This is a genomic window from Rhodobacter viridis (genome assembly GCF_003217355.1).
Classification (GTDB): domain Bacteria; phylum Pseudomonadota; class Alphaproteobacteria; order Rhodobacterales; family Rhodobacteraceae; genus Rhodobacter; species Rhodobacter viridis.
This window is the reverse complement of the sequence record NZ_QJTK01000007.1, coordinates 41,516-67,031: the sequence shown is the minus strand read 5'-3', so window position 1 is coordinate 67,031 and position 25,516 is coordinate 41,516. Positions and strand designations below refer to the sequence as shown.

At 66.2% G+C, this 25,516-nt stretch carries 26 protein-coding genes; 8 read left to right on the top strand and 18 right to left on the bottom strand.

Features of this window, described 5'->3' with window-relative positions; translation table 11 throughout:
* Positions 1–68 precede the first annotated feature (68 nt).
* Both C8J30_RS10505 and draG read left to right on the top strand, forming a co-directional pair.
* Positions 69–893 (top strand): NAD(+)--dinitrogen-reductase ADP-D-ribosyltransferase, encoded by an 825-nt coding sequence (locus C8J30_RS10505; RefSeq protein WP_110805811.1) that lies wholly within the window; start codon positions 69–71, stop codon positions 891–893.
* Between the two features lie 9 nt (positions 894–902).
* The gene (draG, locus tag C8J30_RS10500) at positions 903–1,778 is read left to right on the top strand and encodes an ADP-ribosyl-[dinitrogen reductase] hydrolase (protein WP_110805810.1); all 876 of its coding nucleotides are present in this window, start codon (positions 903–905) and stop codon (positions 1,776–1,778) included.
* On the opposite strand, the gene C8J30_RS10495 is transcribed toward draG, so the two are convergent.
* The 4 genes from C8J30_RS10495 to C8J30_RS10480 all read right to left on the bottom strand — a co-directional run bounded on the left by C8J30_RS10495 (position 1,742) and on the right by C8J30_RS10480 (position 6,170).
* Positions 1,742–2,998, bottom strand: coding sequence for a cyclin-dependent kinase inhibitor 3 family protein (locus C8J30_RS10495; protein WP_110805809.1), 1,257 nt, complete (start codon positions 2,996–2,998; stop codon positions 1,742–1,744). The genes draG and C8J30_RS10495 overlap by 37 nt on opposite strands.
* A 101-nt stretch (positions 2,999–3,099) precedes the next feature.
* Entirely contained in the window at positions 3,100–4,422 is a 1,323-nt protein-coding gene (locus tag C8J30_RS10490) for a TRAP transporter large permease (RefSeq protein WP_110805808.1), read from the bottom strand.
* A 1-nt stretch (position 4,423) separates the two neighbouring features.
* Positions 4,424–5,107 carry a TRAP transporter small permease gene (locus tag C8J30_RS10485; protein ID WP_110805807.1) on the bottom strand — a complete coding sequence of 228 codons (684 nt, stop codon included), beginning with the start codon at positions 5,105–5,107 and terminating at the stop codon, positions 4,424–4,426.
* Positions 5,108–5,168: 61 nt separating this feature from the next.
* Entirely contained in the window at positions 5,169–6,170 is a 1,002-nt protein-coding gene (locus C8J30_RS10480; protein ID WP_110805806.1) for a TRAP transporter substrate-binding protein, read from the bottom strand.
* A gap of 130 nt (positions 6,171–6,300) precedes the next feature.
* Between C8J30_RS10480 and C8J30_RS10475 the strand changes: the two genes are divergently transcribed.
* Genes C8J30_RS10475 through C8J30_RS10460 form a run of 4 tightly spaced genes read left to right on the top strand, consistent with a single transcriptional unit; the run spans position 6,301 to position 10,960 of the window.
* Positions 6,301–8,283 (top strand): sensor histidine kinase, encoded by a 1,983-nt coding sequence (locus tag C8J30_RS10475; RefSeq protein WP_394341932.1) that lies wholly within the window; start codon positions 6,301–6,303, stop codon positions 8,281–8,283.
* Complete coding sequence (locus C8J30_RS10470) at positions 8,280–8,873, top strand: response regulator transcription factor (protein WP_110805804.1); 594 nt, start codon at positions 8,280–8,282, stop codon at positions 8,871–8,873. Before C8J30_RS10475 ends, C8J30_RS10470 begins: the two co-directional genes overlap by 4 nt.
* Before the next feature lie 36 nt (positions 8,874–8,909).
* Positions 8,910–10,139: a putative DNA modification/repair radical SAM protein gene (locus tag C8J30_RS10465; protein ID WP_110805803.1), complete on the top strand. Its 1,230-nt coding sequence runs from the start codon at positions 8,910–8,912 to the stop codon at positions 10,137–10,139.
* On the top strand, positions 10,139–10,960 hold the full coding sequence (locus tag C8J30_RS10460; RefSeq protein ID WP_245909762.1) for a TIGR03915 family putative DNA repair protein: 822 nt from the start codon (positions 10,139–10,141) through the stop codon (positions 10,958–10,960). The genes C8J30_RS10465 and C8J30_RS10460 overlap by 1 nt, the downstream gene beginning before the upstream one ends.
* Positions 10,961–11,064: 104 nt before the next feature.
* Here the strand turns inward: C8J30_RS10460 and amrS are convergent, their stop codons facing one another.
* Entirely contained in the window at positions 11,065–12,141 is a 1,077-nt protein-coding gene (gene amrS, locus C8J30_RS10455) for an AmmeMemoRadiSam system radical SAM enzyme (RefSeq protein ID WP_110805801.1), read from the bottom strand.
* Between the two features lie 59 nt (positions 12,142–12,200).
* On the opposite strand from amrS, the gene amrA reads away from it, so the two are divergent.
* Positions 12,201–13,562, top strand: a complete 1,362-nt coding sequence (gene amrA / locus C8J30_RS10450) for an AmmeMemoRadiSam system protein A (RefSeq protein ID WP_110805800.1) — start codon at positions 12,201–12,203, stop codon at positions 13,560–13,562.
* 7 nt (positions 13,563–13,569) lie between these two features.
* Here amrA and C8J30_RS10445 read toward each other — a convergent pair whose 3' ends face one another.
* From C8J30_RS10445 to C8J30_RS10435, 3 genes are read right to left on the bottom strand one after another with little or no spacing between them, the layout of a single operon-like run.
* Positions 13,570–14,547 (bottom strand): Lnb N-terminal periplasmic domain-containing protein, encoded by a 978-nt coding sequence (locus C8J30_RS10445; protein ID WP_110805799.1) that lies wholly within the window; start codon positions 14,545–14,547, stop codon positions 13,570–13,572.
* A 59-nt stretch (positions 14,548–14,606) separates the two neighbouring features.
* On the bottom strand, positions 14,607–14,885 hold the full coding sequence (locus C8J30_RS10440) for a YiaA/YiaB family inner membrane protein (protein WP_110805798.1): 279 nt from the start codon (positions 14,883–14,885) through the stop codon (positions 14,607–14,609).
* A gap of 42 nt (positions 14,886–14,927) precedes the next feature.
* Positions 14,928–15,605, bottom strand: coding sequence for a PspA/IM30 family protein (locus tag C8J30_RS10435; RefSeq protein ID WP_110805797.1), 678 nt, complete (start codon positions 15,603–15,605; stop codon positions 14,928–14,930).
* Positions 15,606–15,712: 107 nt separating this feature from the next.
* Here C8J30_RS10435 and C8J30_RS10430 point away from each other — a divergent pair, with 107 nt between their 5' ends.
* Complete coding sequence (locus tag C8J30_RS10430) at positions 15,713–16,324, top strand: TetR/AcrR family transcriptional regulator (protein ID WP_110805796.1); 612 nt, start codon at positions 15,713–15,715, stop codon at positions 16,322–16,324.
* A gap of 37 nt (positions 16,325–16,361) precedes the next feature.
* Here C8J30_RS10430 and C8J30_RS10425 read toward each other — a convergent pair whose 3' ends face one another.
* From C8J30_RS10425 to thyX, 10 genes are all read right to left on the bottom strand, one after another.
* Positions 16,362–16,745, bottom strand: a complete 384-nt coding sequence (locus C8J30_RS10425; RefSeq protein WP_110805795.1) for a hypothetical protein — start codon at positions 16,743–16,745, stop codon at positions 16,362–16,364.
* 91 nt (positions 16,746–16,836) lie between these two features.
* A complete protein-coding gene (locus tag C8J30_RS10420) occupies positions 16,837–17,052 on the bottom strand; it encodes a formate dehydrogenase subunit delta (RefSeq protein ID WP_110805794.1) in 216 nt (71 codons plus the stop codon).
* Positions 17,052–17,837: a formate dehydrogenase accessory sulfurtransferase FdhD gene (gene fdhD, locus C8J30_RS10415; protein ID WP_110805793.1), complete on the bottom strand. Its 786-nt coding sequence runs from the start codon at positions 17,835–17,837 to the stop codon at positions 17,052–17,054. Before fdhD ends, C8J30_RS10420 begins: the two co-directional genes overlap by 1 nt.
* A complete protein-coding gene (fdhF, locus tag C8J30_RS10410; protein WP_110805792.1) occupies positions 17,834–20,710 on the bottom strand; it encodes a formate dehydrogenase subunit alpha in 2,877 nt (958 codons plus the stop codon). The genes fdhD and fdhF overlap by 4 nt, the downstream gene beginning before the upstream one ends.
* Positions 20,707–22,209 carry a formate dehydrogenase beta subunit gene (locus tag C8J30_RS10405; protein WP_110805791.1) on the bottom strand — a complete coding sequence of 501 codons (1,503 nt, stop codon included), beginning with the start codon at positions 22,207–22,209 and terminating at the stop codon, positions 20,707–20,709. The genes fdhF and C8J30_RS10405 overlap by 4 nt, the downstream gene beginning before the upstream one ends.
* Positions 22,206–22,658 carry a formate dehydrogenase subunit gamma gene (locus C8J30_RS10400; RefSeq protein WP_110805790.1) on the bottom strand — a complete coding sequence of 151 codons (453 nt, stop codon included), beginning with the start codon at positions 22,656–22,658 and terminating at the stop codon, positions 22,206–22,208. Before C8J30_RS10400 ends, C8J30_RS10405 begins: the two co-directional genes overlap by 4 nt.
* Before the next feature lie 83 nt (positions 22,659–22,741).
* The gene (locus C8J30_RS10395; protein ID WP_110805789.1) at positions 22,742–23,188 is read right to left on the bottom strand and encodes a molybdenum cofactor biosynthesis protein MoaE; all 447 of its coding nucleotides are present in this window, start codon (positions 23,186–23,188) and stop codon (positions 22,742–22,744) included.
* A 1-nt stretch (position 23,189) separates the two neighbouring features.
* Positions 23,190–23,438: a molybdopterin converting factor subunit 1 gene (gene moaD, locus C8J30_RS10390; RefSeq protein WP_110805788.1), complete on the bottom strand. Its 249-nt coding sequence runs from the start codon at positions 23,436–23,438 to the stop codon at positions 23,190–23,192.
* Between the two features lie 181 nt (positions 23,439–23,619).
* Positions 23,620–24,504: a hypothetical protein gene (locus C8J30_RS18315; protein WP_146227894.1), complete on the bottom strand. Its 885-nt coding sequence runs from the start codon at positions 24,502–24,504 to the stop codon at positions 23,620–23,622.
* On the bottom strand, positions 24,501–25,415 hold the full coding sequence (gene thyX, locus C8J30_RS10385; protein ID WP_110805787.1) for an FAD-dependent thymidylate synthase: 915 nt from the start codon (positions 25,413–25,415) through the stop codon (positions 24,501–24,503). The genes C8J30_RS18315 and thyX overlap by 4 nt, the downstream gene beginning before the upstream one ends.
* Positions 25,416–25,516 lie beyond the last annotated feature (101 nt).

Sequence of the window (25,516 nt, the reverse complement as noted above, 5' to 3'; positions counted from 1 at the left end):
GGGCCATCCCGCGGCTGCGCGCAAACGCACCCTTCCCAGAAAGGGGGCAAGGCCGCATCATCCGCAGGATGGATGAACCCCTTTCACAGACCTGGCACAGCAGCGGTCATTCGACCAATCTGGTGGGGCGGCCCTCGGCCTTCATGGCGAGCCCCGCCTTCAACGACGCGCCGGTCGGTCTGCATATCTGGGGCGTGCGGGAAATGAACCCCGCGCTGTTCACCATGCTCGATCAGGCCGAGACCCTGCCCGAGGCGGGCGAGGCCTTTCTGGCCTATATGGTCGCGATGTTCGGCATCGACCCCGAGCAGCGCGAGGCGGCGCCGGGAAGCCGCAAGCGCTATCGCTCGTCCTTCCTGCGGCTCATTCAGGGCTGGACCTTCGACAGCAACGGCCCCGAGGGCGCGGTGCTGAAAGGCTGGGTGGAAAGCCGCTTCGGCATCCTGCCCAGCTTTCACAAGGAGATCATCCCCGACATCCACGGCCCGATCTGGCAGGCCTATGTCGAGGAACGGATGCAGAGCCGCTTTCACGACAATGCCATCCTCGTACAGCTCGATATGCTGTTTGAGTTCTGCCAATGGGCGATTGGACGTTTCGCCTTTCCGGGGCAAAGCCACATCACGCTGTACCGCGGCATCAATGCCGTCGACCGGCACGGCATCCTTGACCAGCCAAGCAAGCGCGAGGCGGTGATCCGGCTCAACAACCTCGTGTCGTTTTCCTCGGACCGCGAGGTGGCCGATTGCTTTGGCGACCGCATCATCACGACGCGGGTGCCGCTGGCCAAGGTGCTGTTCTTCCCCGGCCTGCTGCCCTCGCATCTGCTACGGGGCGAGCGCGAGTTTCTGGTGCTGGGCGGGGCGTTTCGGGTGAGTATCGACGATGTGTAGGGGGATGCGATGAGCAGCGTGGAAGACAGGGCGATGGCGGCCTTTCTCGGCTTTGCGCTGGGGGATGCGCTGGGGGCGACGGTCGAATTCATGACCCCGCGCGAGATCGCCGAGAAACACGGCGTGCATCGCGACATCTGCGGCGGCGGCTGGCTGAAGCTGAAGCCGGGGGCGGTGACCGATGACACGCAGATGTCGCTGGCGCTTGGTCATTCGCTGATCCGCCGCAAGGGGTTTGACGCGCGCGATGTCTGTCTGGCCTTTGCGGGCTGGCTGAAATCGGGTCCGGCCGATGTCGGCAACACCTGTCGGCGCGGCATCCGGCGATTTTTGGAACAGGGCACGGTCGAGGGGCCGTATTTCGAGGATGACGCGGGCAATGGCGCGGCGATGCGGGTGCTGCCGGTGGCGCTGGCGACCCTTGGTCGGCCCGAACGCGCTGCCGCCTGGACGGTGGCGCAGGCCCATGCGACGCACAACCACCCGCTGTCGGATGCGGCCTGCATCACGCTTGTGCGGATGGTGCAGGGGCTGATCCTCGGCGACGGCACCGCCGTCATCGCCCGCGAGGCCGAGGCGCTGATCGCCGCGCATCGCGATTTCCGCTTCATCCCCTATCGCGGCCGGTCCTCGGCCTTCGTGGTCGAGACGATGCAGACGGTGCTGCATTATTACCTCTCGTCCGACAGTTTCGAGGAGGTGCTGGTCAGCACCGTCAATCAGGGCGGCGATGCCGACACGACCGGCGCCCTGGCCGGGATGCTGGCGGGCGCGACCTGGGGCACGGCGGCGATCCCGAAGCGCTGGCTCGAGGCGCTTGATCCCGCGGTGAGCGCGCAGATCCGCGATCAGGTGCCGAAGCTGCTGGCGCTTTCGGGCATCTGAGCGAGCTGCCGCGCCAGATCGGCCTTGCGGGCGAGAAGCGTCTCGGCCAGCGCCGCGCGGCCGCCGTGCCGGGCCACGACCGTACGGATCGCCGCCTCGGGCAGGCCGATCACCACCATCAGCGCCGCGCGCAGGGCGTCAGGCGGCATCGGCCCGAAGAGCGCGACCGCAAAGGGGTTGTCCGGGTCGGTGCGCAGCCGGTCCACCTCGGGCACGGTGGGGCCGAAGGCACGGCCCTTCGGGTCGCCCTGCGCGCGGAATTCGAGCGCGCCGCCGACATCGAGCGTCGTCACCACGCCCCCGATCACGCCCTGATTGTCGCCCTGAAACCCGGCAGCATCCCAGTTGGCGAGCCAGCAATGCACGCCGAACCAGTGCCGGGCCTCGGCCCGCTCGGCCTCGGTCAGTTGCGCGAGGCGGTTTTTTTCCAGATCGACGAAGACCGTCGCCACCTGATCGGGCGCGGCGCAAGGCAGGTAGGAGAGCACCGGCGCCCCGGCCAGACGATAGAGCGCCGCCGCCAGATATTCGTTCCGCGCCAGAGCCGGGCTTTCCAGCTCCTTGACGTAAGTGCGCCCGCCCGCCGCATCGGCCCAGATCCCCCCGGGGTTCGAGCCAAGCCGCCCGCCGACACGGGTGAGCGCGGCCAAATCGACCCGCGCCGGTTCGGTCCGCGGCACCGTGGCGCGGACAAGGGCAAGTTGCGAGGGCGTCTCGATCGCGCCCGGCCGGGCCGACCGCACGGCTTTCACCGCCGTCTTCGGATCGGCACCCAGTTCCACCATCAGCCGCGCCGCGATCATCCCCGCCCGGCCAAGCCCGCCCTTGCAATGCACGACCACATCCGCGCCCGCGCGCAGGGCGGCACGGATCACCCGCCCCTCGGCCTGCCAGCGGGTCTCGAAAGCCGGGGTCGGCACCGAATAATCGGCAATCGGCAGATGGTGCCACTCCATCCCATGCGCGCGGACCTGCGTGCCCAGATCGGGCACCTTGAGCATGCCCAACTCCTGCGTCTCGACAAGCGTCACGACATGGCTGGCGCCCCAAGTGGCGATGGCTTCCAGATCCAGCCCCAGATCGCGCGCCCAGGATCCCGACATCGCGGCGCGGTCATGCTTGCCGGGGCAGAAGGTGATGCCGATCCGGCCGAGGCCCGGCCCGGCCTGAACCTCGGCGATCTGCAACGGATGGGTAAGGCTGGTGCGGGCGGTGGCCATGATCCCTCGCGACGTGACAGGGGATCAGGATAGGCGGGCAGCCAAGGGCGCCCAAGGCCCGGAAAGTCGCAGGGCCGGGAAACCCCGGCCCTGCGCGAAACTTACATGCCAAGCAGATGCGGCAGGAAGAGGCTGATCGTGGGGACATAGGTCACCAGCACGAGGAAGACGAGCATCGTCAGCAGCCAGGGCCAGACCGCCACGGTCAGTTCGGTGATGCCCATTTTCGTGATGCCCGAGGCGACATACAGGTTCAGCCCCACCGGCGGGTGGCACATGCCGACTTCCATGTTCACCACGATCATGATGCCGAAATGCACCGGGTCGATGCCGAGCCGCACCGCGACCGGAAACAGGATCGGCGCCATGATCAGCACGATCGAGGAGGGCTCCATGAAGTTGCCCGCCGCGAGCAGAAGCACGTTCACGATGATCAGGAACATCCACCACGAGAGGCCCGCGTTGACCATCCACTCGCCCAGCGCCTGCGGGATGCCCTCATGCGCCATCAGGAAGCTGAACAGCACCGCGTTGGTGATGATGTAAAGCAGCATCGCCGACATGTTGGCGGACGAGAGCAACACCCGCGGCACGTCGCGCAGGGTCAGGTCCTTGTAGACGAAGACCGAGATCACGAAGGCATAGACGGCGCTCATCGCGGCGGCCTCGGTCGGCGTGAAGATGCCCGCATAGATCCCGCCGATGACGACAACGATCAGCATCAGACCCCAGAAGGCCTCGCGAAAGGCGGCGAAGCGCTGGCCGAGGCTCGCCTTTTCAAGCCGCGGATAGCCGAACTTGCGCGCCCGGTTCCAGGTGGTGAAGGCGAGGAAGCCGGCGAGCATCAGACCGGGCACGACGCCCGCCATGAAAAGCTGCCCCACCGAGGCCGAGGAGACGGCTTCGCCATTCGGCCCCGTCACCACCATCCCCGAGGTGGCAACGGCATACATCACCATCACGATCGAGGGCGGAATGAGGATGCCCAGCGCGCCCGAGGTGGTGATCACCCCCGCGCCGAATTGCTTCGGAAAGCCCTGATTGACCATCGCGGGCAGGATCACCGAGCCGATGGCGACGACGGTGGCGGGCGACGAGCCCGAGACAGCGGCGAAGAGCGCGCAGGCGATGACGCCCGCGAGCCCCAGCCCGCCGTGCCAGTGGCCCACCATCGCGGTGGCGAAGTTGATCATCCGCTTGGCGACCCCGCCATGGGTCAGGAAGTTCCCCGCAAGGATGAAGAACGGGATCGCCATGATCTCGAATTTCTCGATGCCGGTGAACAGCTTCAGCGCCACCGTGTCGATCGGCACCTCGGTCATGGTGAAGAGGAACGTCAGCACCGTCAGGCCAAGCGAGATCGAAATCGGCATGCCGGTGAGCATCAGGGCGATGAGCAGACCAAAGATGATAAGGGCGCTCATGTCAGTTGTCCTTCGGTTTTTCGACAAGGTCGCGCGGCGTCAGCGGCGAGTGCAGGATCACGTCACCCTCGGCGTCGATGCCCTCGTCCTCGGTGTCGACACCATCGACATGGCCATGGTCATGGTGCGGCAGCTCGCCGGTGCGGGCAAAGGAATACGCCACCTGCAGGAAGCGGAAGCACATCAGCGACGAGCCCATCGGGATCGCCAGATAGACGAGCCACATCGGCAGCTCGAGATCGGGCGAGGTCGAGGAGGCATTGTACATGTGATGCACGAAATTCGCGCCGAGCGTCGCGATGATGCCGGTGAAGAGCGCCCCTGCCCCAAGGCCGAGCAGGATGAAGAAACGGCGTTGCGGCGCGGCAAGGCGGTTGATCAGCACGTCGATGCCGACATGGATGCCGGTGCGCACGCCGTAAGCCGCGCCGAACTTCGCCATCCAGACGAAAAGGATGATGCACAGCTCCTGCGCCCAGACGAGGTTGATGCCGCGCAGCGTCATGTAAACGCTTTTCGTCGTGGCAGCGGCCCCGGCCATGCCGTGGCTGCGAAAGAAGCCAACGCCATCGGCGACGAAGCCAAGGGTGAAACGATGGGTGACCGAGACAAAGATCAGCACCGTCGCCGTCGCGATGAGCGCGGCGATCAGCACCTCTTCGGCCCGGTCGAGGATGCGCAGCATGGCGGCCCCCGTCTGGCAGGAAAGGAAAAAGGGCGGCCCCGATCGGAGCCGCCCGAGGGTCTTACTCGGCGGTGGCGGCTTTCACCGCGGCGATGGTCTCGGCGCCGATCCGGTCTGCCATCTCGTCGGCCACCGGGGCCAGAGCTTCCTCCCAGGCTGCGCGCTCTTCGGCGGTCAGCTCGTGGAACTCGGTCGTGCCCGCGGCCTTCATCGCGGCCAGAGCCTTTTCGTTTTCCTCGCGGGCGATGCCGTTCGCGTAATCGGTCGATTCCGCCATCGCCTTTTCAAGCCCCGTGCGCACATCGGCCGGCAGCCCGTCCCAGAACTGCTTGTTCACGATCACCGCATAGCCAAGGTATCCGTGGTTCGAGACGGTGGCGTGCTTCTGCACCTCGTTCATCTTCTGCGTGAACATGTTCGAGGGCGGGTTTTCGGTCCCGTCGACAACGCCCGTCTGCAGCGCCTGATAGACTTCGCTGAAAGCCATCACCTGCGGCACGGCGCCAAGCGCGTTCATCTCGGCCTCGAGCACTTTCGAGGACTGGATGCGCATCTTCAGACCCAGAAAATCATCGGGGGTGTTGAGCGGGCTGTTCGCCGACATGATCTTGAAACCGTTGTCCCAGAAGGCCAGCCCGGTGATGCCCTTGGCTTCCAGTTTCGACAGCAGCATCTTGCCCGCTTCGCCCTGGGTCACCTTGTGCAGCGCTTCGTAGTCCTTGAAGATGTAGGGCAGATCGAAGACCTCGAAATCCTGCACGCCAAGGGGCCCGAATTTCGCCAGCGACGGGGCGAGCATCTGCACGGCCCCGAGTTGCAGCGCTTCAAGTTCTTCCTTGTCCTTGTAGAGCTGGCTGTTGGGGTAAACCTCCACGTCCACCGCGCCGTTGGTGTATTTCTCGGCCAGTTCCTCGAACTTCGCGGCGCCCTTGCCCTTGGGCGTGTCGGGGGCGACGACATGGCTGAACTTGATCACGATCGGCTCGGCAAGGGCCGGGACGGACAGCGCAAGGCTGAGGGCGGTGGCGCCGACAAGGGCGCCAAGGATGCGACGGGTCAACATGTGATTCTCCTCCGGTTCCCGCTCTCCACGGCGGGCCGCGGCCTTCTTGCGCAAGATCCTTGCGCAACGCTATTGCGGCTTTCCGCAATCGGAAGACATGTTATGACCAAACCAAAGGGAGGGATGTGCCATTTCAAAGCGCTTGCACAGCGGTTCTGCCCCTGCGGGCGCCGAGGTCTGGACCGTTCCGGGCCTGCTTGGCGCGCGCAAGCCGGATGTGCTGGCGCTGATCCCGCTTGTTGCCATCGTCGCGCTGGTGATGCTGGTGGGGGCGCTTCTCTATGTCGTGGCGCAATCCGATGCCGCACGTGCCCGGGCGAAACTGGCCACCGATGCGCTTTGGGTCGAACAAACCCTGCGCTTTCAGATGTCGGTGGACGAGGATCTGCTGGTGCGGCTGGCGCTCGATGCCAGTGCCGGGACGCCGCAGGAGGCACTTTCCGCCCGCGCCCGGCTGCATCTGACCGCCAATCCCGAGACACTGGGCCTGCGTTGGTATGATGCGACGGGCCACCTAGTCGCCGCCGTGCCGGAGGGGGCGGGGCAGGCAGAGGAAGCCTTGGCGAAACAGGTGCTTGCCTCGGGTGCCCTGCCCACGCGGCCGGTCTATGGGCCAGTGCGCAACGGTCTGGTGACGATGGCCGAACGGGTCTCGTCTTCGGGCGGCGTGGTGGTCGCCACGGTGTCGCTGCCGATGATGCTCGAACGTCATCTGCCGTGGTGGATCGCCGAGCAATATGGGGTGCGGATCTCCGACACCTCGGGCGTTCTGGCCGAACGTGCCCGTCGCGCGGTGGCCGAAGCCGCGCCGCGCCACGGCATCAGCTTCGATCCGCCGCTCGCCGGAACGACGCTCGAAATCATGGCCTATGACGCACCCGATGCCTTTGGCAGCACGGCGCTGCTGGCGGCGATCGGGGCGCTCTCGGTCTTTGCGGTGCTGGCGCTTGCCGTGCTGCATCGCAACGCCGTCCGCCGCCGCAGCGCCGAAGAGCGTCTGCGCGCCGAGATGGCCTTTCGCCGCGCGATGGAGGAAAGCCTGACCGTGGGGATGCGGGCCAAGGATCTTTCGGGCCGCATCCTTTACGTGAATGGCGCCTTTTGCAAACTGGTGGGCCTGAGCGCCGAGGAGCTGGTCGGTCGCGCCCAGCCGATGCCCTATTGGGCGCCCGACATTCTGGAAGAAACCCTCGCCCGGCAGCGCCAGCTGATCGAAGGTCAGCCGGTGCCGCAGGCCTTCGAGACCCGGTTCCGCCGCTCGGATGGCTCGGAAATCGAGGTGCAGGTCTATGAGGCGCCGCTGATCGACGCGGGCGGCAAGCATCGCGGCTGGATGGGCTCGGTGATCGACATCACGCAGGCGAAACAGGCGGCACGGCTGGCCCGCGCGCAGGACGAAAGCCTCGCCCGCACCGGGCGGCTGGTGACCTTGGGCGAGATGGCCTCGACGCTGGCGCATGAACTCAATCAGCCGCTGGCCGCCATCGCCTCTTATGCCGCCGGGGGGCTGAACCTGTTCGATCAGCCCGAGCCAAACCTGGGGATGCTGCGGCAAGCCTTTGAGAAGATGGGCGCGCAGGCGCGGCGCGCCGGGCTGGTCATCCGCCGGGTGCAGGATTTCGTGAAGAAACGCACGCCGCAGCTCGCGCCCCTCGATCTCTCCGAGGTGCTGGCGGAGGCGCTGTCGATCACCGCCCCCGCCGCGCGCGAGCATCGGGTGAAACTGGCCTCGCTGATCGAAGGCCGCCTGCCCGAGGTGCAGGCCGACCGCATCCTGATCGAGCAGGTTCTGGTCAATCTGATCCGCAACGGCATCGAGGCGATGGCCGAAGGCCCCCGCACCGGCTACGACCTGACTGTGCGCGTCGCCCGCGCCGGGGCCAGCGTCACGATCGAGGTGATGGACCGCGGCCCGGGCATTTCCGACGCCGTGGCCGCGAGCCTGTTCGACCCCTTCACCTCGACCAAATCCGAGGGCATGGGGATGGGGCTGAACATCTGCCGCTCGATCCTCGAGCTGCATCACGGCAGCCTGTCGCACGGCCCCCGCGCGGGCGGCGGCACCATCTTCACCGTCACCCTGCCCGTCCCGCAGGAGGGGGCCCCGGCATGAGTTTCACCGTCCACATCGTCGATGACGAGGAAAGCCTGCGCGACAGTCTGGGGTTTCTCTTTGCCTCGCGCGGGATCGCGACCCGGACCTGGGCCTCGGGCGAGGATCTGCTGGCGGAATGGCCGCTGGCCGATTGCGGCTGTCTGATTCTCGATGTGCGGATGGAGGGGATGTCGGGGCCACAGCTTCTGGATGCGTTGCAGGCCCGCCCCGAAGGGCTGGTGCCGCCGGTGATCTTTCTGACTGGCCATGCCGATGTGCCGCTGGCCGTGCAGTCGCTGAAATCCGGGGCCTTCGATTTCGTCGAAAAACCCTTCAACGACAATCATATCGTCGATATCGCGCTGGCCGCGATCGCGGCGCATGAGGGCCGTCTGGCCGAGGCCCAGGCCCGCGAGGCTGTGGCGGCGCGGCGGGCGAGCCTTTCCGCGCGCGAGGCCGAGGTGATGGCGCTGATGCTGGAAGGGCTGATGAACAAGCAGATCGCCGACCGGCTCGGTATCGCCATGCGCACGGTCGAGGTGCATCGCTCGCGCGTGCTGGCCAAGATGGGGGCGCGCAACATCGCGGATCTGGCCCGGATGACCTGACTTGATTTCGGGCGAACGTGAACATAGTGTGAACACATGGTTCAACGCACCCTGCCCGAGAAACTGTCGATTCTGGCCGACGCCGCGAAATATGACGCCTCCTGCGCGTCGTCGGGCGGCGAACGGCGCGGCTCGCGCGATGGCAAGGGGATCGGCTCGACCACCGGCGCGGGCATCTGCCACGCCTGGGCGCCCGATGGCCGCTGCATCTCGCTGCTGAAAGTGCTGCTGACGAATTTCTGCATCTACGACTGCGCCTATTGCATCAACCGGGTCTCGAGCCGGGTCGAACGGGCGCGGTTCAGCGTCGAAGAGGTCGTCAGCCTGACGCTTGAATTCTACCGCCGCAACTATATCGAGGGGCTGTTCCTGTCCTCGGGCATCATCCGCTCGCCCGATGACACGATGTCGGAAATGGTCCGCGTCGCCCGCACCCTGCGCGAGCGCGAGCATTTCCGCGGCTATATCCATCTGAAGACCATCCCCGATGCCGCACCCGAGCTGATCGCCGAGGCGGGAAAATGGGCCGACCGGCTGTCGATCAATGTCGAACTGCCGACGGAAACCGCGCTGACGCAGCTCGCGCCGGAGAAATCGGTGCAGACGATCCACGGCGCGATGGCCGAGGTGAAGGCGCGCGGCGAGGCTGCGAAGGATCGCACCGCGCGCGGCACGCGGGCGCCGCGCTTTGCCCCCGCCGGGCAATCGACGCAGATGATCGTCGGCGCCGATCCCGCGACGGATGGCGAGATCCTGCGGAAATCCTCGCATCTTTACAATCGCTTCGCGCTGCGCCGGGTCTATTACTCGGCGTTCTCGCCGATCCCCGATGCGTCGCGGATGCTGCCCTTGATCCAGCCGCCTCTGGTGCGCGAACACCGGCTTTATCAGGCCGATTGGCTGATGCGGAACTACGGGTTTGATGCGACCGAGATTGCCCCGCCGACCGGCATGCTCGATCTGCAGATCGACCCGAAACTGGCCTGGGCCTTGGCGCATCGGGCGCTCTTTCCGGTCGATGTGAACCGCGCGCCCCGAGAGATGTTGTTGCGCATCCCCGGCATCGGGCCGCGCAGTGTCGAGCGCATCCTGAAGGCGCGGCGTCACCGCACCCTGCGCTACGAAGACCTGCTCGCCATCGGCTGCGTCCTGAAACATGCCGAGCCCTTCATCACCCTGCCCGGCTGGTCGCCCCGCGCCCTGCCCGATGACGCGAACCTGCGCGCGCGCTTCGCCCCGGCACCGGAACAGCTGAGCCTCTTTTGATGCAGATCACCCTGCCCCGCATCGGCACTGTGGCCGCCTGGCGGCAGCAGGTGCGCAAGCTCGCCGCCGCGGGTATCGATCCGCAGGCGGTGATCTGGTCGGTGGGCGCGGCCGCCCCCGATCTGTTCGCAACCGCAGCCCCGGCGCCCGGTGTCGCGACGCCGCTGATGCTTTCGCTCGAGGCGGTGGACGGAATCGAGATGGCGCTGTTGCATTCCGACCCCGAGCGGTTTTCGCGCGCCCATGCGCTGGTGCTGCGGCTGTCAAAGCGGGAGGTCCGCTGGGGAGACCGGTCGGACCCGCTGATGCGACGGCTTCTCGATCAGCAAAAGGCGGTCGGGCGCGAAATCCACAAGATGCATGGCTTCGTGCGCTTTCGCGAGGTGTCGCCCCCCGGGGCCAATCGGCGCGCCTTTGCCGCCTGGTTCGAGCCGGACCATCCCGTTCTTGAAGCCGCCGCGCCGTTTTTCGCGCGCCGGTTCGGCGACATGGACTGGCTCATCGCCACCCCCACGCTCACCGCGCGTTGCGAGGCGGGCGAGATGCGGATCGAGGAAACCGAGGCCCGCCAGCCGCCGCCGAAGGACGCGGCCGAGGAGCTGTGGCGAGTCTATTTCGCCTCGATCTTCAACCCGGCGCGGCTGATGGTGAAGGCGATGAAATCGCATATGCCACAGAAATACTGGAAGAACCTGCCCGAGGCGGATCTGATTCCCGATCTGATCCGCTCGGCCGAGACGCGGGTCCGGGCGATGCACGACCCAAGCGCCCCCGCGCCGGAAACGCTGCCCGGGGGGCGGATGCGCAAGAAGCTTCGATAGGGCGTGATTGGCCGAGGCCATTGCCTCGGTCATGCGCGACATCTGCCCCCTGACCGCCGGGGGCCCAAAGGCCCTCGGCCTTTCCTTTTCCGCCCGAACTGCCCTCACACGATCCGCACCGGCTGCCGCTTCGGTCCCCAGTCCCCGGGCGGGCCGTCGATCACCCCGGCGAAAGCCGCACCGCAGCTTTGGCAATGTCCGTCCGCGGTCAGATGCCAGTCCGAAAGCCGATACCAGTCCCGCCCGATCACCAGCGCACCGCAGCCCGCACAATAGCTCGATTGCGCCGGTTTCGCATGGACGTTGCCGACATAGACGTGATGCAGCCCCGCGGCCCTCGCCCTGTCACGCGCCCGAAACAACGTCTCGGGCGGGGTCGGCGGCAGATCGGGCATGCGGAAGGCCGGGTGGAAGGCGGAAAAATGCAGCGGCACGTCGGGGCCGAGCCGGTCGAGCACCCAGTCGGACAGCGACGCGATCTCGGCCTCGGAGTCATTCTGCCCGGGGATCAGCAGCGTCGTCAGCTCCACCCAGCAGCGGGTTTCCTTCACCGCATATTCGATCGTCTCCAGCACCGGGGCCAGATGCGCGCCGGTGAGCTTCCAGTAGAAGTCCTCCGAGAAGGCCTTCAGATCGATATTCGCCGCATCCATCCCGGCAAAGAACTCAGCCCGCGGTTCGGGGCAGATGTAGCCCGCCGTCACCGCGACCGTCTTCACGCCCTTCGCATGGGCGGCCTCGGCCACCTCCAGCGCATATTCGGCAAAGATCACCGGGTCGTTGTAGGTGAAGGCGATCGACGCCGCCCCGGCAGTGCGCGCGGCATTCGCGATGCTCTCGGCCGTCGCCACCTGCGACAGCCGCGCCGTCTCGCGGCTTTTCGAGATGTCGTGGTTTTGGCAAAACTTGCAGGCGAGGTTGCAGCCCGCCGTGCCGAACGACAGGACCGAGGTGCCGGGCAGGAAATGGTTGAGCGGCTTCTTTTCGATCGGATCGAGACAGAAGCCCGACGACCGGTCCCAGGTGTCGAGAACGATCTGGCCGCCCGCGCGCTTGCGCACGAAACACATCCCGCGCTGATCCGGCCCAAGGGCGCAAAAGCGTGGGCACAATTCGCAGATCAGCCGGTCCCGGTCGGGATCGGCGCGCCAATAGCGGGCGGTGGCGGCGGCGCGGCTCATGCCCCATCTGGCCAAATCCGCGCCCGCAAGTCAAACTTCGCGAAAAGGCGGAGGGGAAGATGACGAAGATCAGATCGCTGCGCTTTGCGGGCTCGTTCTTTCCGGCAGACCCTGACGCGCTCGCGGCCGCGGTGGATCAGGGGCTGGCCGCCTGTCCGCCGCTGACCGGGGCCCTGCCGCGCGCGGTGATTTCGGCCCATGCGGGCTATGCCTATTCCGGCCGCTTCACCGGGATGGCGCTTGCGGCGATGCCCGTGCGGCCCGAACTTGTGGTCGTGCTCTCGCCCTCGCACCGGCACGCCTTCGCGGGGGTGGCCTATCCGTCGGATGCGGCTTTCGACACCGGGCTCGGGCTGTTGCCGATCAATCGCGAGCGGCTGGAAAGGCTGGCCGCAGAAGGGCTTGCGCATGAGGACGACGCCGCGCACGACAGTGAACACGGGATCGAGACGCAGCTGCCCTTTCTGGCCCGCCGCTTTCCGGGCGTACCCATCGCGCCGCTGGTGATCGGCGCCGTCGCGACCGAGACTGTGGCGGTGATCCTTGATGCGCTGGCCGGGCCGGGGGTTCTGGTCGTGCTCTCCTCCGATCTCAGCCATTTCCTGACCGATCCCGAGGCGCGTACGAAAGACGCCAGCACCGCCGCGCTGATCGAGCGGGGCGAGGCGGGCGGGCTGACCGGCGCCCATGCCTGCGGGGCGAGAGCCGTCGCGGGCTGGCTGACCGCAGAGGCCGGGCAGGCCAGCCGGGCGCTGCGACTCGGCATGGGCAATTCGGGCGCAGTCAGCGGCGATCTTTCCCGCGTCGTCGGCTACGGCGCCTGGGCCTTTTACGGGCTCGACGACGACATCCTTGCCGCGCCGTACCGCGCGACGCTTCTGCGCAGCGCGCGGCAGGCGCTGGAAATCCGGCTGCGCAGCGGCAAGCCGCCCGCGATTGCGGCGGCCTCTTTCGCGCCCGCGCTGCAGGGGCTGGGCGCATCCTTCGTCACGCTGACGCAGGCGGGGCGGTTGCGCGGCTGCATCGGCTCGCTCCTCGCGCATCGGCCGCTGATGGAGGATGTGATCGAGAATGCGCAAAAGGCCGGGCTGAGTGACCCGCGTTTCGCCCCGGTCACGGCCGCGGACCTGCCCGGGCTGCAGATCAAGATCGCCGTGCTGACCCGCGCCGCGCCGCTGACCTTTGGCAGCGAGGCCGAGGCTTTGGCCGCGATCACCCCCGGCCGTGACGGGCTGATCTTCAGCAGTCGCGGCCAGCGCGGCACCTTTCTGCCGATGGTCTGGGACGCCCTGCCCGATCCGGGCGAGTTCCTGCGCGCGCTCAAGCGCAAGGCGGGCTTTGCCCCGGACTACTGGGCCGAGGATGTGCAGATCAGCCGTTACCGGGCGGAGTCGTTTCGCGAAGAGAAAGGGGCGTTCTGACCGCCCGTCATTTGCCGCGGATCAGATCCGAGAAGGGTTTCGTGCCGTCGTAACGCTGCCCGAGCGGGGTGACCAGCGCGGCGGCATCGCGCTCGGCCGCCGGGGCGGCAGAGATCACGCCCAGATCGGTCAGGTAATCGGGCAGACGGCCCGACAGCACCAGCCGCCGGTCGATCGGCAGATCGGGCTTCAGGCTGCGCGCGAGCTTCCACACCGTCGTCGTGCAATTCGAGGTCAGCGTGTTGTAAAACCGCGGCTCGGCCTCCAGCGACTGCGCCAGCTCGATGTAGGACAGGAACATCACCCGGATCTGCTCGGGCGTCAGATGCACCGGATAAAGCCGCACCTGTTCCTTGCGGTAAGTCGTGCGCAGCTTGACGATGTCGTCTTCGGTCGCGGCGATCAGCACCTGCTCGAACTGCCGGAAGAAGCCGCCGATCTCGTTGAATTCCTCGCCCTTTTCGCGGCGGATCTCGACCGAGAAGACGACATGCTGACCGCTGGAAAAGCCGAAGCTGACCAGCAGATGCGCGATATCGGGGCTCGACCAGATCGAGGTGAACATGTCGAGGCTGTCGAGCTGGCGCAGGTCATACTCTTCGGAAATCCAGCGCGGCGTGGCCTCGGTCTCGGAGGTCCAGGCGAAATCGCGGATGTTCGACAGGCTCACCCGCTCGCCCTCGACCCGCGCCGTCACACCGCGCGAGACGTCGATCGCCCAGTCGCGGTCCTGAAGCGGAACGATCGTGTGATACCAGCCGCCCACCGTCACCGCCGCGAGCGCCGCCAGCGTCATCGCAAGGCCCCGATGGTCGGTGACCCACAGGCCAAGCACGGCGAGCGTCACCACCGTCAGCAGCCCCAGCGCGATCAGACGCACAAGGCCCGAAAGCTGCAGCCAGACCGCCGTCGCCGTCCAGGCCGCGGCGGCAAGGATCAGCACGACCACGGCCAGATGGCCAAGGATGTGAACCACACGGATCATCTGTCCCTCCCTCGGGGTCGGGCGGGGAGGCCCCCGCCCCTCACTTGCACAACCGTCTCTTACACGCTCTTGCCCGAAGCTTCGGCCAGCAGGCGTTCGGTGCGGGCATCTTCCAGCTTGTTGTAGATCCGCTCGGCTTCTTCCTTGTCGCGCAGCGCCTTCGACAGCGCGGCGGTCGTGTAGACGAGCATCAGCGCCGACATCGCATAATATCCCTTGGCGGAAAAGCTCGCTTCCAGCGACCAGATGCCCCCCGCCATCATCACCGCGGCGATGGCGAACATGACATAGGTGAAAAGGTTCCAGGCGTTCGAGACTTTCGGGGCATAGCTGGTCATGATTGTGGTCCTGTGTTGAAATTCGGTGTCAGGGACAAGGGGTCAGAGCGCTTTTTCGCGCAGCCGGGCGAGCACCTGCGCGGCCTCGGGGCGAAGGGCGGCACCGCAGCCCGCGGCGGCCAGCCGGGACAGGGTGGTCTCGGTCGTGGTGCCGATGCAGAGTTCGGTCATCGCGATCTCGACCGCTTCGGCATGGTCTTGCCGCGATTGCAGCCGGGAGAGAGTCGCCTCGGCCTCGGCCAGCGAAGCGGTGACGCCATCGGGCAGCGTGCCGCGCAGCTTCTGGGTGCGCTCGGCCGCGTCGGCGATCTGCTTGCCCCGTTGCAGCGCTTTCAGCCGCTGCTCGGCAAGGCTGACGGTCTCGCGCAGACGGCGGGTCTCGGCGTCGTAATGGCTGATGGCGCGGGCGGTCGCGGCGGCCTCGGCCTCAAGCTCGGCAATCGCCTGCGCCGCCTCGGCCGCCAGATCCTCGCGCCCCTTCCCCAGCGCCGCAAGCGCCCGGGCTTCCAGATCGGCGATCTGCGCGGCGATCCGCGCCGCCGCCCCCTTCTCGCGCTCGCCATAGGCCATGACAACGGCCACGGCGCGTTTCGCCCCTTCAAGCCCGTCGGCCGCATCGCGCAGCTGCTGTCGCAGGATCGTCAGCGCATTCGCATCGCTGAACCCCTCGACCACATCGGCGCTGCGGGCCCGGATCAGGGTGGTGATCATCTTGAACATCTTCCGTCTCCTCGCTATGAACGTTGTTCATGAAGACTGTATGGCAGAGTCGTGAACGGCGTTCAAGATATTTCTGAACAATGTTCATATCAACAATCGGGTGCCGAATGGGAAACAATCGCGACGAGAAGAAAGCCGATCTGAAGGCCCGCCTGATCGCCGCCGCGCGGGCCGAGATCCTTGAGCATGGGCTGGCCGGGCTGAAGGCGCGGGCGGTGACGGCGCGGGCGGGCTGTGCGCTTGGCGCGCTTTACACCGCGGTCGAGGATCTCGACATGCTGGTGGTGCTGGTCAATTCGGCGACGTTGCAAGATCTGGGACGCGCGCTGACCGAGGCCGTGGCCGGGGCGTCCGGCCCGCAGGCTGCACTGCAGGCACTGGCGGCGCGCTACACCGATTTCGCGCTCGAGAACCGGCCGCTCTGGCTCTCGCTTTTCGAGCATCGCCTGCCCGAGGGGCGCGAATTTCCCGACTGGCACAAGCAGGAACACGCGGTCCTGCTCGAGGTGATCGTGCCGCATCTGGCGCAATTGCGCCCCGATCTCGGGAGCGAGGCGCTGTTGCTGCGCGCCCGCACCACCTTTGCCGCGGCGCATGGCGTGGTGCATCTGGCGCTTCAGGGCCGTTTCGTCGGCTTGCCGATGGCAAGCCTGCGCGCCGAGGTGGCGGCGCTGGTCGAAACGATGACCGCAGGCGCGATGCAGCTCGCGCGGGGCTGAGCCGGGGCTCAGACCCGTTGGCCGCAGACAGTCCGCGTCACGACTCAGCGAGCGTTTCGAGCGCCGCATCGGCGCCAGATGCGGCGGGTCCGGCCGCCTCCGCGGGCACGGCGGTGACGGCGGCACAGCACATCGGCCGAGACGTCAGGACCGCCGCCGGGTTGGCAAGCTGCCTGCGTTCGGCGGCGACTTCCCCGCGCAAGGTCGTTTCGAGATCGTTGATATCCGCGCGATCGCGCAGCGTCAGCGCAGCAAAGGCCGCATCGATCGCATCCAGATCCATGCGCCGACCCGCGGCGTCCATGCCTTCGGCCCCATGCGCGCGATAGACCATGATCGCCCCATGCAGGGCCTGGATCTGCACAGACCCCGCAACCGCCCGTGCGGCCACTGCGCCGCTCCAGAATGAAAATTCGGGCATGTCCCCTCCGATCAGAACAACCGGCGGAAGGATACGCTTTATCTTGAAATCCTCAAGGTTGCATTTTGACGCTCACTCTCGCGCCGCAGACTCACATGTTGACCGGCCGGATCTTCGGCGCGGCGTCGATCACCAACGGATCAAGGCCGGGCGTCTGCGCCGCGACATGGGACAACAGTGCCGCCCGCATCGGCGCGGACCAGTTTTCCGAAATATGCGCGGCAACCGGCGTCACGCGGTCGCCCGGCTGCACGGCGAAAAACGCGGCGATCTGGTTCGCCATCCTGATGATCTTGTCTTCGCTCATCACTCCCCCGTCTGCGTGTAAACCGTGGCCCCCTCGGGCCCTCGTGCAATCACCGTGATGCCCGCGGCCTGCGCCTCGGACACCGCCAAAGCCGTCGGCGCCGAGGGCGCGATCAGCACCCGCGCGCCGATCATCGCCGCCTTCTGCACCAGATCGACCGAGAGGCGCGAGGTCATCACCACCGCCCCCGCGCCGACATCAACCGCCGCTGCGGCCAAAGCCCCCGCCAGCTTGTCGAGCGCATTGTGCCGCCCGACATCCTCGCGCAGCGCCCAAAGCCGCGTGCCATCCCAAAACCCCGCCGCATGCGCCGCCCGGACCGCATCCTGCAGAACCTGCCCGGCCCGCAAGGCGTGCAGGGCCGCGTCGGCCAAGGCGGCGGGGGCGCCAAGCGCCAGCTTGGCGCCCCCGCCCCGGGGCGCCCGCGGCAGCGGGCGCAAAACAGCCGCAAGGCTGTCGATGCCGCACAGACCACAGCCGACCGGACCCGCCATCGCCCGACGCCGCGCGGCAAACCTCTGCCCCGCCGGGGCCGCCAGCCATCCCCGCACCTCGATCCCCTGCGGCTGGTGCACCACCTCAGCGCGCAACAGATCCGCGGGCGCGGCAATCATCCCTTCGGTCAGCGCAAAGCCCAGCAGGAAATCCTCGAGGTCCACGGGCGAGGCCATCATGACCGCCTGCGTCACCCCCTCAAAGACCAGCGCCACCGGCACTTCCTCGGCCAGAACCGCCCGGCCCCCGCCGGGCAGGCTGACCGTGACGGCCCCGGCGGGCAAGCTCATTCGGCCGCCTCGATCCGCCGCGCGGCCGCCGCCTGCGCCGCATAATCCTGCTGCCACTCGGACGGCCCGTTCGACGCCGCCACCTGCACCGCCGTCACCTTGTATTCCGGGCAGTTCGTCGCCCAGTCGGAATTGTCGGTGGTGACGACGTTCGCCTGAGTGTCGGGGTGGTGGAAGGTGGTGTAGACGACCCCGGGCGAGACCCGATCCGTCACCGTCGCCCGCAGCGTCGTTTCCCCGGCGCGCGAGGCGAGCCGCACCCAATCACCCTCGCGGATGCCCCGCGTCTCGGCGTCGGTCGGGTGGATTTCCAGCCGATCCTCGTCATGCCAGACCACGTTTTCCGTCCGCCGCGTCTGCGCGCCGACGTTGTATTGGCTCAGAATCCGCCCCGTCGTCAGCAGAAGCGGGAAGCGCGGCCCGGTCTTTTCGTCGGTCGGCAGGTAAGCCGTGCGGATGAACCGGCCGCGCCCTCGCACGAAACCGTCGACATGCATGATCGGCGAGCCTTCGGGCGCCTTGTCGTTGCACGGCCATTGCACCGAGCCCCGGGCGTCGAGCATGTCATAGGTGACAGAGGCAAAGCCCGGCGTCGTCGCGGCGATTTCCGCCATGATTTCCGACGGATGGCTGTAGTGCCAGCCCGCCCCCAGCGCATTCGCCAGAAGCTGCGTCACTTCCCAATCGGCAAAGCCCGCCTTCGGCGCCATCACCTTGCGCACCCGGTTGATGCGGCGTTCGGCGTTGGTGAAGGTGCCGTCCTTTTCAAGGAAGGTCGAGCCCGGCAGGAAGACATGGGCGTAATTCGCGGTCTCGTTCAGAAAAAGATCATGCACGATGACCAGATCCATCGCCGCGAGGCCCGCCGAGACATGCCGCGTATCGGGGTCCGATTGCAGGATGTCCTCGCCCTGAACATAAAGCGCTTTGAACCGGCCCTCGACCGCGGCATCGAGCATGTTCGGGATGCGCAGCCCCGGTTCCGAGGACAGGGTGACGCCCCAGGTCCGTTCGAACAGGCCCCGCGTCGCATCGTCGGACACATGCCGATAGCCCGGGAATTCATGCGGGAAGCTGCCCATGTCGCAGCTGCCCTGCACGTTGTTCTGGCCCCGCAGCGGGTTCACGCCAACGCCCGGACGCCCGATATTGCCGGTCATCATCGCGAGGTTCGCAATCGCGATGACGGTGGTCGAGCCCTGCGAATGTTCGGTCACGCCAAGGCCATAATAGATCGAGGCATTCGGCGCCGCCGCATAGGCCCGGGCCGCCGCGCGCAGGGTTTCGGCCGGAACGCCGGTCAGGCTTTCGACCGCCTCGGGGGCATAATCCGGATTCGCGACGAATTCGGCATAATCCGCCCATTCATCCCAGTCGCAGCGCCCTTCGATGAAGTGGCTGTCGTAAAGCTGCTCGGTCACGATCACATGCGCCATCGCGGTCATCACCGCGACGTTGGTGCCGGGCTTCAGTTGCAGATGCCAGGCCTCGCCGCGATGCGCGGTGTCGAGAAGGTCGATCCGGCGCGGATCGACGACGATCAGCTTCGCCCCGGCCCGGAGCCGCTTGCGCAGCCGCGAGGCGAAAACCGGATGCCCGTCGGTCGGGTTCGCGCCAATGACCAGCGCCAGATCGGTCTGTTCGACCGAGTCGAAATTCTGCGTCCCGGCCGAGGTGCCGAAGGTCTGTTTCAGCCCGTAGCCCGTGGGCGAATGGCAGACCCGCGCGCAGGTGTCGGTGTTGTTGGTGCCGAACACCGCGCGGGCGAGCTTTTGCACGAGGTACGTTTCCTCGTTCGTGCAGCGCGACGAGGTGATGACGCCCAAGGCATCCGCCCCATGCTCGGCCCGCAGCGCCCGCAGCCGGGTGGCGGTGAAATCGAGCGCCTCGGTCCAGTTCACCTCGCGCCACGGATCGCTGATCTTCTCGCGGATCATCGGCTTCAGGATCCGGTCCTTGTGCGTCGCATAGCCGTAAGCAAAGCGGCCCTTGACGCAGCTGTGGCCCCGGTTCGCCTCGCCGCCCTTCCAGGGCACCATGCGGACGAGCTGATCGCCCAGCATATGCGCCTCGAAGCTGCAGCCCACCCCGCAATAGGCGCAGGTGGTGACGACTTTCCGTTCCGGCGTGCCGATCTTTTCGACCGATTTTTCCACCAGCGTCGCGGTCGGGCAGGCCTGCACGCAGGCGCCACAGGAGACGCAATCCGAGGACAGGAAGTCGGGGGCTGCGGGCGAAATCCGGGCATCAAAGCCGCGCCCCATCACCGTCAACGCGAAGGTGCCCTGCACTTCCTCGCAGGCGCGCACACAGCGCATGCAGACGATACATTTCGCCGGATCGTAGCTGAAATAGGGGTTCGAAACGTCTTTCGGACTATAGCGCGGGTTCGGCCCCGTCGCATCACGCCGCGCAAAGTGAGTGTCCTTCGCTTCGTAGCGCACTTCGCGCAGACCCACTGCGCCCGCCATATCCTGCAACTCGCAATCGCCATTCGCCGCGCAGGTCAGGCAGTCGAGCGGGTGGTCCGAGATGTAAAGCTCCATCACGCCGCGGCGCAGTTTCTGTAGTTGCTGCGTCTGCGTATGCACCCGCATGCCGGGCGCAACCGGGGTGGTGCAAGAGGTCGGCGTGCCCTTCATCCCCTCGATTTCCACCATGCAGAGCCGACAGGAGCCGACCGGCTCCACACTGTCAGTGGCGCAGAGCTTGGGAATGGAAATCCCGGCCTCAGCCGCCGCGCGCATCACCGAGGTGCCCGCGGGCACAGTGATTTCAACGCCGTCGATGGTCAGGTGCACCGGCGCGCCGTCGCGTTTCGGCGTACCCATGTCCTTCGTCCAGTCGAGCGGGGGAATGATCAGGTCTTTCATTCGGCGGCCTCGCGCAGCGTGGGGAAGTCGGCAGGGAAATGGCGGATCGCGCTTTGCACCGGATAGGGGGTGAAGCCCCCCAAGGCGCAAAGCGAGCCGAGTTTCATCGTCTGGCACAGGTCATCAAGGAGCGGCATCGCCGAAGCATCGCCCGCGGCAATGCGGTCGATCACCTCGACCCCGCGGACCGCGCCGATGCGGCAGGGCGTGCAGGTGCCGCAGCTCTCAATCGCGCAGAACTCCATGGCAAACCGGGCGAGTTTCAGCATGTCGGCCGTCTCGTCATGCACGACAAGCCCCGCGTGCCCGACCAGCCCGCCCTGCCCCGCGAATTGCTCGTAGCAGAACGGCAGATGGTAGTCGGAAACCGGGTGATAGGCGCCCAAGGGCCCGCCCACCTGCACCGCCTTGACCGGGCGGCCGGTGGCGGTGCCGCCGCAGATGTCTTCGACCAGCTCGCCCAGCGTGATGCCGAAGCCGGTCTCGAACAGCCCGCCGCGTTTCACATTGCCGCCGATCTGCAACGGGATCGTGCCGCGCGAGCGGTCCATGCCGAAGCTTTCATAGGCCTTCGCCCCATGCGCCAGAATCCACGGCACGGCGGCGAGCGACAGCAGGTTGTTGACTACGGTCGGCTTGCCGAACAGCCCCTTCAGCGCCGGCAGCGGCGGTTTCGTGCGCACCGTGCCGCGCTTGCCTTCAAGCGAATTCAGAAGCGAGGTTTCCTCGCCACAGACATAGGCGCCCGCGCCGACGCGGACCTCCATCTCGAACCCGGCTTCCGCAAGGAACGGTTTCGCCATCGCGATGGCTTCGCGCATCACCGCGATCGCGTCGGGGTATTCCGAGCGGATGTAGACATAGCCGCGCGTGGCGCCGACCGCGTGACCGGCAATCGCCATGCCCTCGACCAGACAGAAGGGGTCGCCCTCGATCAGCATCCGGTCGGCAAAGGACCCGCTGTCCCCCTCGTCGACGTTGCAGACGATGTATTTCTGATCGGCCTGCGCCGCGGCGACGGTGCGCCATTTGATGCCGGTCGGAAAGCCCGCGCCACCGCGGCCGCGCAGGCCCGAGGCAAGGACTTCCTCGACCACCTCGGCCGGGGTCATCTTCAGCGCCTTGCGCAGCCCGGCCCAGCCTTCGGTCGCGGCGAATTGCGCCAGCGACAGCGGCTCGATCCGGCCGCAGCGGGCAAAGGTCAGCCGCGTCTGGCGCTTGAAGAACGGGATTTCCTCGACCAGACCCACGGCTTTCGGATGGCTTTCGGGTGCATCGAACAGGCCCGCCACATCGGCGGGCGTCATCGGGCCAAAGCCGATCCGGCCTTCGGGGGTTTCAAGTTCCAGAAGCGGCTCGAGCCAGATCATCCCGCGCGAGCCGTTGCGGGCGATCTCAAGCGTCACCCCACGCTTGTCCGCCTCAAGCTTCAGCACGGCCAGAACCGCTTCGGCGCCACAGGCTTTCGCGGCCGCATCACAGGGCAGCCAGATCTTCATGCGCCCACCTCCGCCACGATCCCGTCTACCGCGGCCGCATCGAGCCGCCCGATCAGCCGATCATTCACCATCGCCGCGGGCGCACAGGCGCAGAGGCCCAGACAATAGACGGCTTCGAGCGTCACCGCCGACGACGAGTCGCCCAGCCGCAGCCCCAGCGCGCTTTCCAACCGCGCCTGCACCGCGTCAGATCCCATCGCCTGACAGGCCTCGGCCCGGCAGAGCTTGATCACATGCCGCCCCGCGGGCGCCTTGCGGAAATCGTGGTAGAAGCCGACGACCCCCGCCACCTCGGCCCGCGTCAGCCCCAGATCGGCGGCAATCGGGGCGTAACTGTCATCGGGAATGAAGCCGAAAGCCTCCTGCACATCATGCAGGATCGGCAAAAGCGCCCCCTCCCGGCCGCGATGGGCCGCAAGAATGGCGCGCAGGCGCGCGGTGTCGGTCATGTCGTCCTCCCGCACCCAGCCTGCGACGAAGGGACACACAAGGCAATGCGGTTTCCGACAGGTGATGGCGGTTTTGCGAAGGATCAGCCCTGCCAGCGGCTCAGCGCGTCTTCGTCGGCGTCCTTGGCGGCGACCCAACTGTCACCGTCACGGCTCACTTCCTTCTTCCAGAATGGCGCGCGGGATTTCAGATAATCCATCAGGAATTCCGCCGCCTCGAAGGCCGCCACCCGGTGCCGCGCGGCGGTGGCGACCATCATGATCTGCGCGCCGACCGCAAGCCGCCCGTGCCGGTGAATGACCAGCGCATCGGCCAGATCCCAGCGCGCCCGCGCCTCCTCGACCATCGCGGCAATCGCGCTTTCGCACATGCCGGGGTAATGCTCGATCTCCAGCGCCTCAAGCGTTCCGGTATCGTCGCGCACAAGGCCCAGAAAGCCCACGACCGCGCCGACGTTTTCGCGGTTTTCGGAAAAGGCCGACATCTCGGCGCCAAAGTCGAAACCGGCGTCCTGCACCCGAACCGGCATCTCAGCCCCCTGTCATCGGCGGAAAGAACGCGACCTCGCGCACGCCTGCCAAGGGCGCATCGAACCCGGCCAGCTGCTGATCGAGCGCCACCCGCAGCGCCGAGGTATCGGCAAAGGCCGCCTCATAGCGCGGCTCGCGGGCGCGCAGTTCGGTCACGAGATCAAGGACGGTGGCGGCCGAGGTCTCGACCCGCTCGCGCGGCAGGCCGATGCGCTCGCGCACCCAGGCGAAATAGACGATGTCGAGCATGTGTCCCCCGGTGGTGGTTCGGGGTGACCCTAGCGAGGCCGGGGGGGAGAGGCAACGGGGGGGGCAGCGCCCGCCCGTGGGGGCGGGTCGGGCGCTGCCCGATGCAAAGCATCTGGCGAAACAAACTGCCCATGTGCGACCGGAGAAAAAATGCAGAAGCACGAGAACCTTCGAAAGGCTCTTATCGAGTAGGGACATAGAACTTATTTCGTGAGGTTGCCCCGGAATACGAGGCAGCATTCAGCGCAATTACCCGCTGCGCCGAAATAATGACCTTCCTTGCCTCAGTTCTTGAAAAACTTTGGGGATCATATCTATTCCTGACAAGTTCGGGCATGTTCTTGATTTGGGCAGCCAGCGCCGACCAATCATAACGAGGATCAGTACAAATAAATTTCTTCGCATCCGAAATCCTGTGCCCGATTTCCTCCCGCAACTGAGTTTCATTCAAATCTGAAACCACGACTGCCGCAGACTTAACACTAAGTTCCGCCGCCACAATAGCAGACTGGACCGCACCTTTTAGGCGAAAGTTTCCAATCGCCGCAGCAACCGCGGCCTCCATATATTGGCAAGACAGGCGAAACAAATCTCCAGCATAACCATCAGGCATGGAGAAATCGTCATAACATCCCAAGCTTGCGCCGATGTCAAAAACGTCGCAGACCTGAAACATGAATTCGTCGTGCTCTTCAGGGAAGCACTTCAACCTGGACCACTGCTCATCATTAATTTCGATACAATCTCGAACATCCAGCCTGCAAGTCCCATATGCTATCGGAAAAATTACAGGAAAGAAGCTGTCGAGATGGCAGGCAACGCCCGTAAATATGGCACCGGCACCTCGATCAGCTTGCCGAAGAATTTTAGAATATAGACTCTCCAAGTGAGATATAAGAGGGTGAGGCTTTTGCCATGGAGATATTACATATTGAACGCCAAAATCTTTACACACTTTAGGAATAACATGAGCGGAGCGTTCCCTCGGAAGAAGTCCAGCTTTGATGGCCGCTCGTTCGTGCTTTTCGAAAGACTTCAAAACCTCCTCGGGAGGGTACTCCGTCACCCCCACTCCTCCACAAACTCCCGCCACTCGCCCTTGCTCATGCCGGAGGTCTCCGCGGTCACCACTTCGCCCGCCAGACGGCGCTTGAGCACCTCTTTCGCCGTCGCGGACACACTCACCGCGCCCAGACGATAATCCTCGAAGGCCGCGTAGGCTTGCGGCACCCAGTCCTTCACGATGTCGCACATGATCTGGGCATAGATGCGGATCTCGTATTGCGCATGCACGTCGGCGCGCAGGCGCAGGAAGTGGAAGAGATTGTGCAGGTCGATCTTCCAGTACCATTGCGTGTAGACGTTCGCGGGCAGGTTCATCCGCGCCAGCTCCCGCGCCAGACCCAGCTTGCCCGCCTCGGCATCGGGCGTCAGCATGTCCTCGTAATGGTCATAGGCGCGCATCGCATCTTCGCGCAGAAGGTCGAGCACCCGGGCCGCCTCGGCGCCTTCCAGAACCTGACCGCGGCCCTGGTTGTTCACCGTCGATTGCGCCGCCAGATGCTCGGGCGCGGGGATGTAGAATTCGCGGTCCATCACCGAATAGCGCGCGGAATATTCGTTCACATTCGCGGTGCGGTGGCGGATCCACTGCCGGGCGACGAAGATCGGCAGCTTGACGTGGAACTTGACCTCGCACATCTCGAAGGGGGTCGAGTGCCAGTGCCGCATCAGATAGCGGATCAGGCCGCGGTCGTCGGAGACCGCCTTGGTGCCGCGGCCGTAGCTGACCCGCGCCGCCTGACAGATCGCGGCATCGTCGCCCATGTAGTCGATGACCCGGATCAGCCCGTGGTCGAGCACCGGATGGGCCTTGTAGAGCCGCGCCTCCATGCCCTCCGAGGTGGACCGCAGCGTGGTCTGGCTGCTGGCCCGCTGGGCGTCGATCTCGGCAAGCTGGTCTGGGGTAAGCGACATGGGGGGCCTCCGGGGCATAGAATCGGCGCGACTATATCTGGCAAAGACAGCCGCCGAAACCGCGAGATACGGTGGGGCGGGCGAAAGCACTGTCGCAGCCG

Excerpts from the sequence above, each read along its gene's own strand:
- C8J30_RS10505 (WP_110805811.1), top strand. The coding sequence starts at position 69 with ATGGATGAACCCCTTTCACAGACCTGGCACAGCAGCGGTCATTCGACC.
- draG (WP_110805810.1), top strand. The coding sequence starts at position 903 with ATGAGCAGCGTGGAAGACAGGGCGATGGCGGCCTTTCTCGGCTTTGCG.
- C8J30_RS10495 (WP_110805809.1), bottom strand. The coding sequence starts at position 2,998 with ATGGCCACCGCCCGCACCAGCCTTACCCATCCGTTGCAGATCGCCGAG.
- C8J30_RS10490 (WP_110805808.1), bottom strand. The coding sequence starts at position 4,422 with ATGAGCGCCCTTATCATCTTTGGTCTGCTCATCGCCCTGATGCTCACC.
- C8J30_RS10485 (WP_110805807.1), bottom strand. The coding sequence starts at position 5,107 with ATGCTGCGCATCCTCGACCGGGCCGAAGAGGTGCTGATCGCCGCGCTC.
- C8J30_RS10480 (WP_110805806.1), bottom strand. The coding sequence starts at position 6,170 with ATGTTGACCCGTCGCATCCTTGGCGCCCTTGTCGGCGCCACCGCCCTC.
- C8J30_RS10470 (WP_110805804.1), top strand. The coding sequence starts at position 8,280 with ATGAGTTTCACCGTCCACATCGTCGATGACGAGGAAAGCCTGCGCGAC.
- C8J30_RS10465 (WP_110805803.1), top strand. The coding sequence starts at position 8,910 with ATGGTTCAACGCACCCTGCCCGAGAAACTGTCGATTCTGGCCGACGCC.
- C8J30_RS10460 (WP_245909762.1), top strand. The coding sequence starts at position 10,139 with ATGCAGATCACCCTGCCCCGCATCGGCACTGTGGCCGCCTGGCGGCAG.
- amrS (WP_110805801.1), bottom strand. The coding sequence starts at position 12,141 with ATGAGCCGCGCCGCCGCCACCGCCCGCTATTGGCGCGCCGATCCCGAC.
- amrA (WP_110805800.1), top strand. The coding sequence starts at position 12,201 with ATGACGAAGATCAGATCGCTGCGCTTTGCGGGCTCGTTCTTTCCGGCA.
- C8J30_RS10445 (WP_110805799.1), bottom strand. The coding sequence starts at position 14,547 with ATGATCCGTGTGGTTCACATCCTTGGCCATCTGGCCGTGGTCGTGCTG.
- C8J30_RS10440 (WP_110805798.1), bottom strand. The coding sequence starts at position 14,885 with ATGACCAGCTATGCCCCGAAAGTCTCGAACGCCTGGAACCTTTTCACC.
- C8J30_RS10435 (WP_110805797.1), bottom strand. The coding sequence starts at position 15,605 with ATGTTCAAGATGATCACCACCCTGATCCGGGCCCGCAGCGCCGATGTG.
- C8J30_RS10430 (WP_110805796.1), top strand. The coding sequence starts at position 15,713 with ATGGGAAACAATCGCGACGAGAAGAAAGCCGATCTGAAGGCCCGCCTG.
- C8J30_RS10425 (WP_110805795.1), bottom strand. The coding sequence starts at position 16,745 with ATGCCCGAATTTTCATTCTGGAGCGGCGCAGTGGCCGCACGGGCGGTT.
- C8J30_RS10420 (WP_110805794.1), bottom strand. The coding sequence starts at position 17,052 with ATGAGCGAAGACAAGATCATCAGGATGGCGAACCAGATCGCCGCGTTT.
- fdhD (WP_110805793.1), bottom strand. The coding sequence starts at position 17,837 with ATGAGCTTGCCCGCCGGGGCCGTCACGGTCAGCCTGCCCGGCGGGGGC.
- fdhF (WP_110805792.1), bottom strand. The coding sequence starts at position 20,710 with ATGAAAGACCTGATCATTCCCCCGCTCGACTGGACGAAGGACATGGGT.
- C8J30_RS10405 (WP_110805791.1), bottom strand. The coding sequence starts at position 22,209 with ATGAAGATCTGGCTGCCCTGTGATGCGGCCGCGAAAGCCTGTGGCGCC.
- C8J30_RS10400 (WP_110805790.1), bottom strand. The coding sequence starts at position 22,658 with ATGACCGACACCGCGCGCCTGCGCGCCATTCTTGCGGCCCATCGCGGC.
- C8J30_RS10395 (WP_110805789.1), bottom strand. The coding sequence starts at position 23,188 with ATGCCGGTTCGGGTGCAGGACGCCGGTTTCGACTTTGGCGCCGAGATG.
- moaD (WP_110805788.1), bottom strand. The coding sequence starts at position 23,438 with ATGCTCGACATCGTCTATTTCGCCTGGGTGCGCGAGCGCATCGGCCTG.
- thyX (WP_110805787.1), bottom strand. The coding sequence starts at position 25,415 with ATGTCGCTTACCCCAGACCAGCTTGCCGAGATCGACGCCCAGCGGGCC.